The following is a 13,135-nucleotide window of genomic DNA, read 5'->3' as shown; positions in this document are numbered from 1 at the left end:
CTAACTTATATGATTTTCTATTAAATCTACTAAGGAAATTACAGCTTCATTCTCGTCTTCCCCTGATGCTTTTATAGTAATTTCGTCTCCCTTTATGCAACCCGCAGACATAATGCTTACAATACTTTTTGCATTATAGCTATTTCCATTCTTTATTAAAAATACATCTGACTTAAATTTTGAAGCCTCCTTAACTACTTCCATTGCTGGTCTTGCATGTAGTCCAGTTTCATTTTTTATTATTGTATTCTTTTCTATCATAATTAAATCCTTCCTTTCAAATTAAAGGCCTAATATTTTATATCTACTTTTTAATTTTTACTCTAGCTATTACAGAATTAGTATCTACCTCTCCATAATTAAATTCTATATGTTCTATTATTTCTTTATTTGTTATAACCATAGGGCTTAGATTGGATTTTGCCTTTTCATTTATTAAATTTAAATCAAAAGAAATCAATTTATCTCCTGCTTTAACCTTGGCTCCACTATTTACAAAAGCCTCAAATCCTTCGCCCTTCATTTCCACAGTATCAATACCTATATGAAGTAATATTTCAAGCCCTTCTACTGATCTCATAACCACTGCATGTTTTGTTGGAAATACCTGAATTATTTCTCCTTCTAGTGGTGAATATAATATTCCATCCTTGGATGAAAAGCCTACTCCTTCTCCCATCATATTTGATGCAAAAACCTCATCTGGTATATCCTTTACTTCAAAACATTTTCCTATAAAAGGTGATTTAACCTCTACTACATTATCTTCTTCATTTTTATTTTTCTTAAAAATATTAAACATATATGCTCTCCTTTCAATCATAGCTTTTATATTAAATTACATTATTTTTTTAATTTCATCTTTAAGCATTTCTGCTTCAGTTCCAAACACTACCTGTATATTTCCTCCTCCTGCATCCATAGTGCCTGCAGCGCCTAAAGCCTTCAATCTTGCTTTATCTACTTTCGCTGTATCGTAAACTGTAAGTCTAAGCCTTGTAATACAAGCATCTATAACATCAATATTCTCTTTACCTCCTAAGGCTTCTAAAACTTTAGCAGCCCTTGAAGATTTATCTAAATTTTTATTCTCCTGAGGGCTTTCAGTTTCACCATCATCTTCTCTTCCTGGAGTTTTATAGTCAAATATTTTTATTGCATAGTAGAATACCACAAAATATAGTATTCCAATTATAGGTCCAACTATTAAAAATAGTTTCCAACCGTTTTGGGAATTACTTATACCTAACACATAATCTATTAAACTTGCAGAGAAAGTATATCCAAGCCTAATATTAAGTGCTTTAGTTAAAACACCTGATAAAAAGGCTGCTAAAACATGAAATACGTATAAAAGTGGTGCCACGAATATAAAAGAAAACTCTATTGGTTCTGTAATACCTGTAAGTATGGATGTAACTGCTGCTGTAAGCATCATACCTGCTACAGACTTTTTCTTCTCTTTTTTTGCTCTTAAATACATAGCCAAAGTAGCTGCTGGAAGTCCAAATAACATTATTGGGAATTCACTGGCCATAAAGTATCCCGCAGTAGGATCTCCTGCAAAATATCTTGCTGCCTCTCCCTTTAATATTTCTCCTGTAGCTGGATCCGTAAATCTACCAAACTCATATAAAAATGGTGGGTAGAAAACATGGTGCAGTCCAACAGGAATTAAAGCTCTCTTGCCTGCTGCATATATGCCTGCTCCAAAGGGTGAACCTGTAGCAAAATTTGCAAACTGGTTAATACCTGCTTGTATTGGGGGCCATATGAAGGAAAAAGCCACACCAATTAAAAGAGAAGCTGCTGCAGTAACAATAGGCACAAGTCTCTTCCCTGCAAAGAAGCCTAAATATGGCGGAAGTTTTGTTTCATGGAACTTATCATACAATTTTGCTGCAATAAGTCCAATTATAATTCCTCCGAAAACCCCCATATCAATGCTTTCTATACCTTTTGCTTTTATATTTTGAATATTTCCCATTACTTTTAATACACTGGTAAGTACTCCGTACCCTACTGCTGAAGCAAGCCCTGCTACACCTATATTACTTGTAAATCCTATAGCAACTCCAATAGCAAATATAAGAGGTAGATTTACAAATACCGACAACCCTCCATTGTAGATAATCTGTCCTATTACATTAATAATTCCATGACCTTGCATAAACCATCTGCCTAGTGCAACTAGAATTCCAGCTGCTGGAAGAACAGATACTGGCGTCATAACAGCTTTGCCTATCTTTTGCAATGTCTTGAAAGTTTTACCTTTGGCCATTTTTAGCCCTCCTTATTTCATTTGTTTATATTAGTTTTATATTAATTCACAAAAATTATTATATAAAAAGCAAAAAGCATGAACCTATAAAATGCCCATAAAGCATTTTATAAGGCTCATGCCTGATTTTCTCAGTAACACGCCTGATTATATTTAATTTTTTTCTAACAATCTGTGTATATGAACTGCAATATATCCTATTTCATCTTCTGGAATTTCTTTATCTAATTTCTCAGCTATAAAATTGCATACTTCCTTTGAAATTTTAAATTCCTTTTTCAATTGTTTTTTCACTGAAGGTAAAAACATATTTTCTAAGTTTTTATTATTTTCAATTCTGTAAATAGCATACCTTAAATGAGAAATAAGTCTAGAATACTCCAATGACTTTTCATCTATGGATATATTTAATTTCTCACTAATAAAATTTACAACTTCCTTTACTATCCTTGTGTTTTTTAAACTATCTGATACATCAGTATTTACCCTGGCTGAATAAATGTGAAGGGCAATAAAACCGATTTCACTTTCAGGAAGATTGATGCCTAACTTTTCTTTTATTAATTCTAAAGCTTTTTCTCCTATAGAATATTCTGTAGGATACAAGGTTTTAATTTCATAAAGAAAGGGGTTTACTATGTCAATTCCTTCCTTAGTTCTTTTTATAGCAAAGTTTATATGATCTGCTAAGGCTACATGTATATGAGAATTTAATTCCTCATTCAACCTTTCTGAAGCTAATGCAATTACTTCCTCTGTTAATGCAATAGTTTTTTCATCTACACTTGTTAAGATATTTTCATAACCATTCTTTTCTTTATCATTGATTTGTATAAACTTATTCTCGATATTTTTCTCCTCGGATATTATATCTCCTTTTTTTCTTCCAAAGCCTATACCTTTACCAATTAACACAAATAACTTATTATCTTTCTCTGTAACTATTACATTATTGCTTAGAATTTTTATTATTTTATATTCTATATTCATTTTTCTCACCTAAATTATAAATTATTTATTATCCATTTTCAAACTTAATATTTGCTGATTATTTAATATTATATATATAATTACACATATTATCTGGTTTTTTTAAACTTTCTGACATTTATCCATATTTTTTTACTTTCTTCATATAAGTCAGTACACTATTATTTTAACATATCAGCGACATAATTTGCCATTATGTTAAATTAATTTTGCATTTTCAAAAAGCCAGCTATAAAAATTATAGCTCTATTCCAGGACAAAGTATATGCTTTTGTGATAAAATAATATTGTTTATCTTAATCAAAACTTGGAGGAAGAAATTATGCCAAAGATTGATATATATAATGTAAAAACATCTATTTCTGTATTCTTATGTGTTCTATTGTTTAAATTTTTTCATAGGTCTTATCCTTTTTATGCTTGTATTGCCGCAATTAGCTGCATGAGAGATACTTCATGTAATTGTTATTCTGCAGGAAAAAGTAGAATTATTGGTACATGTATAGGTGCGGCAATAGGACTAATATTTTTTAATTTTCTTAAGACTACTCCTTTGTACTGTGGCATTGGCATTGCAATAGTTATATATTTATGTAATCTTTTTAATAAAAAAAGTTCTATTGTAATTAGCTGTATTGTTTTTATAGCTATAATGACAAATCTTAAAGGAATGCCTTCCGATATATATGCAATTAATAGAATAATAGACACCACCATAGGTGTTATAATTGCTGTATTTGTGAATAAATTCTTTGAAGCTAAATATATTAAATATATTAAAAATATAAAAAATAATGTTAGTTCATTATGGTCATAGTGGACTAACATTATTAGCTATTATTTATAGATAAAACTATGCTGTGATTTTTTTAGTAGCAATAACATTTACTCCTGTTGCTGCTACATTTTCTATAATAACCTGCCCTATTTCTACAGGAGCCTTAGCTTTAGCTTTTTTTATGCATTTCATACACTGAAATATCTTATCTTTTGGTATATCTCTTTCTGTTTTTACAGATACCATATCTACTTGTCCATTTTCCACTTTTACAGAGGAAGTCACTATTCTAGTAGGATTTGTACATTCTTTTTCTGCATATGCCTTTCCCCTAGGACAAATATTTCCTGAAACTTTTGTTACTTCTTTATCATTTATCTCTACTTGAAGATTACATCCCATAGGACAACCTATACATATTAATTCTCTAGAATCCATTTTTTACACACCTTCTATCTTCACAGTAATATGTTTACAATTTGGATATTTATTAAACATTTCTTCAGTAAGCTTTACATCTTCCATTTCCCCGGGAGCTAAAACTCTTTTCTTTTGATGTACTTCTTTATTATTATCAAAATAAACTGATATAAAGCTATCTTTATATACATTTCTTACTCTAAATCTTACTAAAATACCATGCTGTACATTGTCCTTATGTATAAATTTAGGTACAGTATATCCTATCCCTTCTCCAGCTGCGAGTTCTATTACATCTTCCAGTACTTTTTTGCCCTTTATATAATCTGCAGCATTTTTAGCTGCATTATAACTTTCCTCTGTTACAAAGTCTACCAGGTCATGGACATGAAGCACATTCCCACAGGCAAATATTCCTTCTATATTAGTACCCATTCTTTCATCCACTTCTGGGCCACCAGTTACACCTAATCTTACTCCAGCTTTTCTTGAAAGCTCATTTTCTGGAAGTAGTCCTACTGATAACAGCAATGTATCACAAGGTATATATTCCTCTGTTCCTTTTATAGGTCTTAATTTTTCATCTACTTTACATACTTCAACCCCTGTAACTCTATCCTTACCTTGTATTTTTGTCACTGTATGAGATAGTTTAAGTGGAATATTAAAATCATCCAAGCATTGAACTATATTTCTTTTAAGTCCACCTGAATAAGGCATAAGTTCCACTACAGCCTTTACTTTAGCTCCTTCAAGAGTCATTCTTCTAGCCATTATAAGACCTATATCCCCTGAGCCTAAAATAACCACTTCTTTTCCAGGCATTTCTCCTTCAATATTTACAAACTTTTGTGCCGTTCCAGCAGTGTATATTCCTGCACATCTACTTCCTGGTATATTTATAGCACCCCTTGGTCTTTCCCTGCAGCCCATAGCAAGTATTATAGCTTTAGCTTTTATTTCTAGTATTCCATCAACATCATTTACACCGGTGATTATCTTTTCTTCATTTATATCTATCACCATGGTGTTTAATTTATAAGGTATTTTTGCCTCTTCCACCTTATCTATAAACCTTTGAGCATACTCTGGTCCTGTTAGCTCTTCCTTAAATGTATGAAGTCCAAATCCATTATGTATACACTGATTTAAAATTCCTCCAAGACTTTTATCTCTTTCAAGTATCAAAATACTATGAATTCCTTCTTCCTTAGCTTTCACCGCAGCTGCAAGTCCCGCTGGACCTCCTCCGATTATTACCATGTCATATTGCTGCATATTTATCCCTCCAATTTTTAATTATTGTCCTTTGTCCATAAGTAACTTTGAATCATTACCGAACTTAGTAACTTGCCTGCGGGAAATATTTAATTCATCTGATAATATATCAACAACTCTATTTAAACAGAAACCGCTCTGACATCTTCCCATGCCAGCTCTAGTTCTTCTTTTAATTCCATCTATGGTTTTGGCCCCTAAAGGTCTTCTTATGGCATTTCTTATTTCTCCTTCAGTAATAGTTTCACATCTGCAAACTATTCTGCCAAAAGCCGGATCCTTCTTAATAAGTTCTTTTCTTTTTTCATTACTTAATTCTCTAAACTTTGGCATAGCTTTTCTTATGGCATTGAAGTTTTCTTTTTTTTCAGGTTTTAGCTTTTCCACTACTATATTGGTTATATATTCCCCTATAGCTGGAGCACTGGTAAGCCCTGGTGATTCTATTCCAATTGCATTTATAAAATTTTTTGCATCTTCTGCTTCTCCAATTATAAAATCTCCATTGACTTCATGAGCCCTAAGTCCTGCAAAGGAGGTTATAATCTGTTTGGTTGGAATTTCTTTAACCATAAGCTTAGCCTTCTGTAGTATTGAGTTTAATCCTTCTTCAGTAGTTTCTACATTAGCCTTATCTTCTATATCTAGAGAGGTTGGCCCCATAAGTAAATTTCCATCCACTGTAGGGGTAACAAGAACCCCCTTACCCATTTTTGTTGGAAGCTGAAACAGAGTTCTAGTTACCATATTTCCAACAGCTTTATCAAAGAGTATGTATTCACCTTTTCTTGCTATTATTTCATACTTTATGCTGCTTACCATGTTGTTTATTTCATCTCCATAAAGTCCTGCTGCATTTATTACTAATTTAGTTTCTATATTTCCTTTATTAGTTTGTAAAATATAATATCCTTCTCTTTTTTCTATTTCCTGTACCTTCCTTTCAAACAGGAACTCCACACCATTCATATTAGCATTTTCCGCCAAAGCAATTGTTAACTCATAGGGACAGACAATTCCTCCCGTGGGAAGGGTTAAAGCTGCAACTACCTTGTCTGACAATGCTGGCTCTAATTTTAATGCTTCTTCTCTATTTAGTATTTTCATATTATCTGGAATACCATTTTTTATTCCACGTTGTCTTAATTCTTCTAATTTATATATATCTTCCTTATTAAAACAAAGTACTAAGGATTCATTCCTTTTAAAAGGAAAGTCTAGTTCTTTCTGCAGTTTATGAAATAGTTCATTTCCTCTGACATTCATTTTTGCTTTGAAAGTTCCTGGCAAAGGATCTTCTCCGGCATGAACTATACCGCTGTTAGCCTTACTTGTACCACAGGATAAATCCACTTCCTTTTCCAGTACACATATATTTAATTTATACTTTGATAATTCTCTTGCAATAGCACAACCTGTAACTCCTGCACCAATTACTGTTACATCAAACATATTATTCCTCCTTAAACAACAAAAAATGAGAGCACTCACCTTAAAGGAAGATTTTTTCCTTTAAATTAAGTTAAGGCTCTCATATTCTCCGCCATGAATATTTAATTAAAGATTTCCATAACTATGATATCACTATTTCTTTTATTTTTCAACATTTTTCAATTTGATTTTTTGCCCTCGCCATATATCCTGCTCCATCGCAAACTAAAATTGCCATAACATTTCCTCCTTTACTTTTCTAGCTCCCCCGCCTATTCCCACCACATATATGGTAGGCTCATAACCAATTTTCTTTTCATAATTTTTACTAACTATTTTTTTAAAATCATCTATGGCATTATCCTTCACTAAGCTTACTGTACAGCCTCCAAATCCTGCTCCAGTCATACGTGAGCCTAATACTCCATGTACTTTTAAAGCTTCCATAACTAAAGTATCTAACTCTTTTCCTGTTACTTCATAATCATTCATTAAGGAAATATGTGACTGAATCATAAGTTGTCCAAATGTAGCTAAATCATTTTTCCCTAAAGCTTTTACTACTTTTAGCACCCTACTATTTTCATATACTATATGTGTTACTCTTTTTTTAATAGTGTGATCTGGAATAAGTTCACTATATTTAGTATAATCCTCTAGGGTTATTTCTCCAAGATTTTTTACATTTAAACCTTTTTGTAGATACTTTAATCCTTTTTCACATTCAGCTCTCCTCTCATTATACTTAGAGTCTGCTAATCCTCTTCTTTTATTTGTATTGGATATTATGATTTTGTAGTTTCCTAAATTTAGAGGCACATATTTATATTCTAAAGTACTACAATTTAATAAAATAGCGTTATCTTCTTTACCCATACCTACTGCAAACTGATCCATAATACCGCAGTTTACACCTACATATTCATTTTCCGCTCTTTGACTTATTTTAATTAAATCTATCATATTTATATTCAATTTATATAATTCATTTACAGCTACAGCCATAGCTACTTCAATAGACGCAGAAGAAGAAAGTCCAGCTCCATTAGGTATATTTCCTTTAAATAATACTTCAAACCCAAAAAATTTATATCCTAAATCCTGCAGTATCTTTAAAACTCCCTTAGGATAATTAGCCCAGTCCTCTTCTTTACAGTACACAATACTATCAAGGGAGCTTTCAATTCTCAGTGGGAAATTAACAGATGAAAAAAACACCTTTCTATCCTTTCTCTTTCTTATGACCGCAAAAGTTCCAATGTCCAATGCACAGGGCAATACATAGCCCCCATTATAATCAGTATGTTCGCCTATTAAATTGACTCTGCCAGGGGAAAAAAATAAGTTAACTTTTTCTTCACTATCCCCATAAATGTTTTTGAACAAAACCCTTAAGTTCTCCATAAAAACATTACCCCCATTAAATCACTTCAAAATCTAATTTATTCATAAATTTAATAAAAGCCTTTCTCCCCGCCTTATCACTTTTATAAACTCCAGCATCCTTTAACACCTGTGAAAATTTTTCTCCCACTTCCTGCTGTATATACCTTTTAGCTTCCAACTCAGAGCAATTACTTCCGTACTTTTCTATTAACTCTTCTATCCAATCTTTATGTTTTAGCAATTCATTATTATGCTTAATTAAATCATTGTTATAATGAATTTTCCCTGATAAAATATCTTCTATTTCTTTTAGCTCCTTATATAGCCTTCCTGGCAATACAGCAAGTCCCATAACTTCAATAAGACCTATATTTTCTTTCTTTATATGATGCAGCTCTTTGTGAGGGTGGAAAATTCCATCTGGATATTTATCTGACGTTCTATTATTTCTTAAAACTAAATCAATTTGAAATTCTTCATCCTTAGTCTTTCTAACAATAGGTGTTATAGTATTATGCGATATTCTTTCTCCATTTTTATAACTATAGGCTAGTATATCTACTTCCTCATCACTATAATTTCTCCATAGGCTTAATATTTCATTTGATAAACCTATTAAGCTTTTAATATCCTCACTGGTTAATCTAATTACCGACATAGGCCAATTAACTATCCCTGCCTTTACATTAGGATAATTATTGTTTTTCAATGCAATATTAATTTTTGATTTTTCCATAGGGAATGCATGATTGCCTCCTTGAAAATGCTCATGGGTTAAAATAGATCCTCCCACTATAGGCAAGTCCGCATTAGAACCCATAAAATAATGAGGAATCTGCTTAACAAAATTAAATAGCCTTTCAAAGGTTTTTTCGTTTATACTCATTGGTACATGTTCTTCTTTAAATAAAATACAGTGCTCATTATAGTATACATAAGGTGAATACTGTAAAAACCATTGTTCTTCTCCTAACTTCATAGGTATTACTCTATGATTTTGTCTTGCAGGATGATTGGTGTTCCCTGCAAACCCCACGTTTTCTAAACATAATAAACACTTTGGATAATTTACAGTTGGAACAGATTTAGCTAAGGCAATATCCTTAGGATCTTTTTCAGGTTTTGATAAATTTATAGTAATCTCCAGTTCTCCGTATTCTGTGCTGCACTGCCAATAGAGATTTTTTTTAATTCTATCCATTCTTATATAATTTGAACACTTGGATAGGTTATAAAAATATTCTGTAGCCTCCCTAGCCCCTTTTTTCATGTATATTTCTCTAAACTTTTTTACTACTTCTGATTCCCTTGGCATTAAAATTCCCATAATTTTAGCGTCAAATAAATCTCTATATGTTGTTGTATCATATTCTATAATTCCCTGCTCTACAGCATAATCCAGTATATTGTTTAGTATTTCAGCAGGTTCATCTGCTACTTCTTCTTCAATTTTCTCTTTATAGGGCTCCCTAACCTTTAGCAAGTCCATTAATCCATTTCGGCAAAGAATTATATCCAATTCATCTATCAATCCATTTTTCACAGCAAACTGTAATAAACGCTCTATTTCTTTTTCAATAACTATCATAGCCAATCCCCCTTAGAAAACCCTTTCTATTAAAAAATGTGATACACTTTTTTAGATTACAGATTACAGAGTACAGAGTACAGATATGGATAATTTTTCTCCATTAACATTATGAAAAATTTTAAATTTAATAATTCTGTGTAGTATAGCTAAAAAAACAACATTTTTTATTCTTTATTATTTTTTATTTATTTTTTACAAATATTATTTATCTGTGTTCTGTACTCTAAAAAAATTACTATGTAATTTTTTTGCAGCTGTCTCTTATAATAAGTTTTGTATTGAGAACAATTCTTTCTGATTTACCAGTGTGTTTATCAATATGCTTTAGGAGCATTTGTGCTGCATTTTCTCCTAATTCATACATATTCTGATCTACTGTAGTGATTTTAGGTTCTGTTAAATTTGATATTATAATGTTGTCAAATCCAACTACAGAAATATCCCCTGGAACATTTAGTTCTGCCCTTTTGCAGGCATTTAATACTCCTAAGGCCATAATATCATTACAGGCAAAAAATGCAGTAGGATGGTTATCATTATTTAATACATCTTCAACGGTTTCCATTGTAGTATCCACTGTATTATATTTATTTCCATATCCTACATTGATAACTTTTTTGTATTCTCCATAATGGTGCTTATCTAATACTTCATTGTATACCCTTTCCTTTAAATCATAAGAATAACTTTTTTCTCCTCTTACAAAAGCAATTTTTCTATGTCCTAAAGATATAAGATATTCCATGGCTTCAATTGCACCAGTTTCTTCATTATTTAAAACGAAGTTACAATCTATACCCTCATTATATCCATTTATACATACCAAAGGTACTTCCTTTGAAATTCCTTCATAAAATCCATTCTTCATATTTGAGGTCTGAGGGTCTATTACTATTATTCCATCTACTACCCTACTTAACAAAGACTTAGCATATCTAATCTCTTCCTCTTCATTATTATCTGAATCGCAAAGATAAATTGTATAGCCTTTTTTCCTAAGCACACTGTCAATGCCTTTAACTACAATAGGAAAAAATAGGTTTGTATTACTAGGAACTATAATACCTACTGTATCAGTCCTTTGATTTATAAGTCCTCTTGCTAAAATATTTGGATGAAAATTAAGCTTATCTATTACTTCCTCCACTCTTTTGCGGGTTTCATCTTTTACAGGATAATTGTTATTTATAACTCTAGAAACAGTGGTTATGGAAAACCCTGATTCCTTTGCTACATCTTCTATAGTAACTTTCATATAATCCTCCATAGAAAACCTTTTCTTATATTAATTATATTTCTTTTATTATATAATTACAATAAAAGACATTGTTATTTTCTTTTCAAGTTATATATGTTATATTATACCGTATGCCCAAAACAAAGATATTTACTACTAAAGCCATGAACTTTTCATTCGAAATATTGAATGAATAACATTATATAAAATGTCAACTTAACATAATAAAAAAGGAAGTGTATTTATGAATAATAAGGGTATATTACTAGAAACTGGCACAGGGGAACTTGAAATACTTGAATTTATAGTAAATAATAAACATTATGCTATAAACGTAATAAAGGTAAAGGAAGTACTAGATGTAGACAATCTAACAAAACTTCCTCAAACAAATCCTTCTATTGCTGGGTTAATACTTTGCAGAAATGAAATAATAACTTTGTTAGATTTGCATTATATTTTAGATGGACAAAAGCAGGATTTCAAAAGCTCTAAAACAATTATATGTGAATTTAACAAAATTAAAGTAGCTTTTAAAATTGATAATATTGTAGGAGTTCATCGTATTAAATGGGAACAGATAACAAAACCGGATGACTTATCAACAAATTCATTGGTTACTGGAAATATAGTTTTGGATGATAAAATTATATTATTACTAGACTTTGAAAAAATAGTAACAGATATTAATCCAAGCACTGGTATAAGTGAGGATAGAGTTGTAAAAGTTGAATATAAGGATAGGTCTAATATTAAAATTGTTTTAGCAGATGATTCTGCATTAATAAGAAAGTTATTACTTGATACCCTTCACAAGGCTGGATTTAAAAATTTAACTATGTTTAATGATGGTAAACAAGCTCTAGATTATTTATACGGTATATATGAAAACAAAAAAGAAAATTTTCTAGAAGACGTTCAACTGCTTATAACAGATATTGAAATGCCGCAAATGGATGGTCATACTCTTACAAGAAAAATAAAAGAGCACCCTGTTTTAAAAAGACTTCCCGTTATAATATTTTCTTCACTTATAACAGATGACTTAAAACATAAAGGTGAAGCTGTAGGTGCAGATGCCCAGCTAAGTAAGCCAGATATTGGGGAATTGGTTAATTTAATAGATACTTATATTGGGAATGTTTAAAAATTGTGACCAATTTTTTAGTTGACAGATGACAGAGGACAATTGACAGTTAAGGAGGCTTTTCTTACGTTATCACTACAGAAAAGCTTTGAATAAAATTTTCTTAAATAATAAATAAGAAAGAAAAAAGAATAAATGTGGATGATTTTTCTACATTAACATTACGAAAAAATCTTTTATTAAATAGTTCTCTTAAGTAGCACGCTATGCGTGGCCCATAGGGATTGATTAGGTAAATTTATTATTGGTTTTAAATAAATAGTAATTTAATTTATCCCTAAATAGTCGTAGACTGAGAACTTAATATTAGCTATGCAGTCTATCGACTATTTTTCCTATATCTAAATTATACAATTTATTATAATCAAAAAAGTTAATTTCTAAGTTCCTTCGGACCACGCAAAGCGTGCTATTTAGTGAACTTATTAAATTAAAAACTTTTCGTAATGACAATGGAGAAAAATTATCCTCGGATAGCACCCCGTTAAATAGACAATATTAACTCAAACTCATTTTAGCTTATATTTGCTAAATAATACTCATGAGGGGGTACATATCCTATTGAGGAATGTATTCTCTCATTATTATATCTATAC

General features: G+C 31.0%; 12 protein-coding genes. 2 read left to right on the top strand and 10 right to left on the bottom strand.

The window, feature by feature from the left end; all coding sequences use genetic code 11:
- From CLLI_RS04175 to CLLI_RS04165, 4 genes are all read right to left on the bottom strand, one after another.
- Nucleotides 1-261 carry an HPr family phosphocarrier protein gene (locus tag CLLI_RS04175; protein ID WP_170063644.1) on the bottom strand — a complete coding sequence of 87 codons (261 nt, stop codon included), beginning with the start codon at nucleotides 259-261 and terminating at the stop codon, nucleotides 1-3.
- Between the two features lie 43 nt (nucleotides 262-304).
- Nucleotides 305-802: a PTS sugar transporter subunit IIA gene (locus CLLI_RS15035; protein WP_170063643.1), complete on the bottom strand. Its 498-nt coding sequence runs from the start codon at nucleotides 800-802 to the stop codon at nucleotides 305-307.
- Between the two features lie 36 nt (nucleotides 803-838).
- Complete coding sequence (locus tag CLLI_RS04170) at nucleotides 839-2,281, bottom strand: PTS transporter subunit EIIC (RefSeq protein ID WP_170063642.1); 1,443 nt, start codon at nucleotides 2,279-2,281, stop codon at nucleotides 839-841.
- Between the two features lie 153 nt (nucleotides 2,282-2,434).
- Nucleotides 2,435-3,271, bottom strand: a complete 837-nt coding sequence (locus CLLI_RS04165) for a PRD domain-containing protein (RefSeq protein WP_106062982.1) — start codon at nucleotides 3,269-3,271, stop codon at nucleotides 2,435-2,437.
- A gap of 322 nt (nucleotides 3,272-3,593) precedes the next feature.
- On the opposite strand from CLLI_RS04165, the gene CLLI_RS04160 reads away from it, so the two are divergent.
- Nucleotides 3,594-4,088: an FUSC family protein gene (locus CLLI_RS04160; RefSeq protein WP_207655073.1), complete on the top strand. Its 495-nt coding sequence runs from the start codon at nucleotides 3,594-3,596 to the stop codon at nucleotides 4,086-4,088.
- Nucleotides 4,089-4,124: 36 nt separating this feature from the next.
- Here the strand turns inward: CLLI_RS04160 and CLLI_RS04155 are convergent, their stop codons facing one another.
- The 6 genes from CLLI_RS04155 to CLLI_RS04130 all read right to left on the bottom strand — a co-directional run bounded on the left by CLLI_RS04155 (nucleotide 4,125) and on the right by CLLI_RS04130 (nucleotide 11,410).
- On the bottom strand, nucleotides 4,125-4,487 hold the full coding sequence (locus tag CLLI_RS04155) for a DUF1667 domain-containing protein (protein ID WP_106062980.1): 363 nt from the start codon (nucleotides 4,485-4,487) through the stop codon (nucleotides 4,125-4,127).
- A gap of 3 nt (nucleotides 4,488-4,490) precedes the next feature.
- Nucleotides 4,491-5,747, bottom strand: coding sequence for an NAD(P)/FAD-dependent oxidoreductase (locus CLLI_RS04150; RefSeq protein ID WP_106062979.1), 1,257 nt, complete (start codon nucleotides 5,745-5,747; stop codon nucleotides 4,491-4,493).
- 21 nt (nucleotides 5,748-5,768) lie between these two features.
- The gene (locus CLLI_RS04145; protein ID WP_106062978.1) at nucleotides 5,769-7,199 is read right to left on the bottom strand and encodes an NAD(P)/FAD-dependent oxidoreductase; all 1,431 of its coding nucleotides are present in this window, start codon (nucleotides 7,197-7,199) and stop codon (nucleotides 5,769-5,771) included.
- 204 nt (nucleotides 7,200-7,403) lie between these two features.
- Complete coding sequence (locus CLLI_RS04140; RefSeq protein WP_106062977.1) at nucleotides 7,404-8,582, bottom strand: galactokinase; 1,179 nt, start codon at nucleotides 8,580-8,582, stop codon at nucleotides 7,404-7,406.
- A gap of 16 nt (nucleotides 8,583-8,598) precedes the next feature.
- Entirely contained in the window at nucleotides 8,599-10,152 is a 1,554-nt protein-coding gene (galT, locus tag CLLI_RS04135) for a UDP-glucose--hexose-1-phosphate uridylyltransferase (protein ID WP_106062976.1), read from the bottom strand.
- Between the two features lie 238 nt (nucleotides 10,153-10,390).
- Nucleotides 10,391-11,410: a LacI family DNA-binding transcriptional regulator gene (locus CLLI_RS04130; RefSeq protein ID WP_106062975.1), complete on the bottom strand. Its 1,020-nt coding sequence runs from the start codon at nucleotides 11,408-11,410 to the stop codon at nucleotides 10,391-10,393.
- A 226-nt stretch (nucleotides 11,411-11,636) separates the two neighbouring features.
- On the opposite strand from CLLI_RS04130, the gene CLLI_RS04125 reads away from it, so the two are divergent.
- Nucleotides 11,637-12,539, top strand: coding sequence for a chemotaxis protein (locus CLLI_RS04125; RefSeq protein WP_106062974.1), 903 nt, complete (start codon nucleotides 11,637-11,639; stop codon nucleotides 12,537-12,539).
- The last annotated feature ends 596 nt before the right edge of the window (nucleotides 12,540-13,135 follow it).

Source organism: Clostridium liquoris, from assembly GCF_002995785.1.
In the GTDB taxonomy this organism is placed as follows: domain Bacteria; phylum Bacillota; class Clostridia; order Clostridiales; family Clostridiaceae; genus Clostridium_AO; species Clostridium_AO liquoris.
Note: the sequence above shows the minus strand (reverse complement) of the source record. Positions and strands in the feature narration are given on the sequence as shown.

What these genes read in the sequence shown, in the direction of transcription:
- galT (WP_106062976.1), bottom strand. Translation starts at nt 10,152, where the DNA reads ATGATAGTTATTGAAAAAGAAATAGAGCGTTTATTACAGTTTGCTGTG.
- CLLI_RS04155 (WP_106062980.1), bottom strand. Translation starts at nt 4,487, where the DNA reads ATGGATTCTAGAGAATTAATATGTATAGGTTGTCCTATGGGATGTAAT.
- CLLI_RS04145 (WP_106062978.1), bottom strand. Translation starts at nt 7,199, where the DNA reads ATGTTTGATGTAACAGTAATTGGTGCAGGAGTTACAGGTTGTGCTATT.
- CLLI_RS04160 (WP_207655073.1), top strand. Translation starts at nt 3,594, where the DNA reads ATGCCAAAGATTGATATATATAATGTAAAAACATCTATTTCTGTATTC.
- CLLI_RS04140 (WP_106062977.1), bottom strand. Translation starts at nt 8,582, where the DNA reads ATGGAGAACTTAAGGGTTTTGTTCAAAAACATTTATGGGGATAGTGAA.
- CLLI_RS04150 (WP_106062979.1), bottom strand. Translation starts at nt 5,747, where the DNA reads ATGCAGCAATATGACATGGTAATAATCGGAGGAGGTCCAGCGGGACTT.
- CLLI_RS04125 (WP_106062974.1), top strand. Translation starts at nt 11,637, where the DNA reads ATGAATAATAAGGGTATATTACTAGAAACTGGCACAGGGGAACTTGAA.
- CLLI_RS04165 (WP_106062982.1), bottom strand. Translation starts at nt 3,271, where the DNA reads ATGAATATAGAATATAAAATAATAAAAATTCTAAGCAATAATGTAATA.
- CLLI_RS04170 (WP_170063642.1), bottom strand. Translation starts at nt 2,281, where the DNA reads ATGGCCAAAGGTAAAACTTTCAAGACATTGCAAAAGATAGGCAAAGCT.
- CLLI_RS04130 (WP_106062975.1), bottom strand. Translation starts at nt 11,410, where the DNA reads ATGAAAGTTACTATAGAAGATGTAGCAAAGGAATCAGGGTTTTCCATA.
- CLLI_RS04175 (WP_170063644.1), bottom strand. Translation starts at nt 261, where the DNA reads ATGATAGAAAAGAATACAATAATAAAAAATGAAACTGGACTACATGCA.
- CLLI_RS15035 (WP_170063643.1), bottom strand. Translation starts at nt 802, where the DNA reads ATGTTTAATATTTTTAAGAAAAATAAAAATGAAGAAGATAATGTAGTA.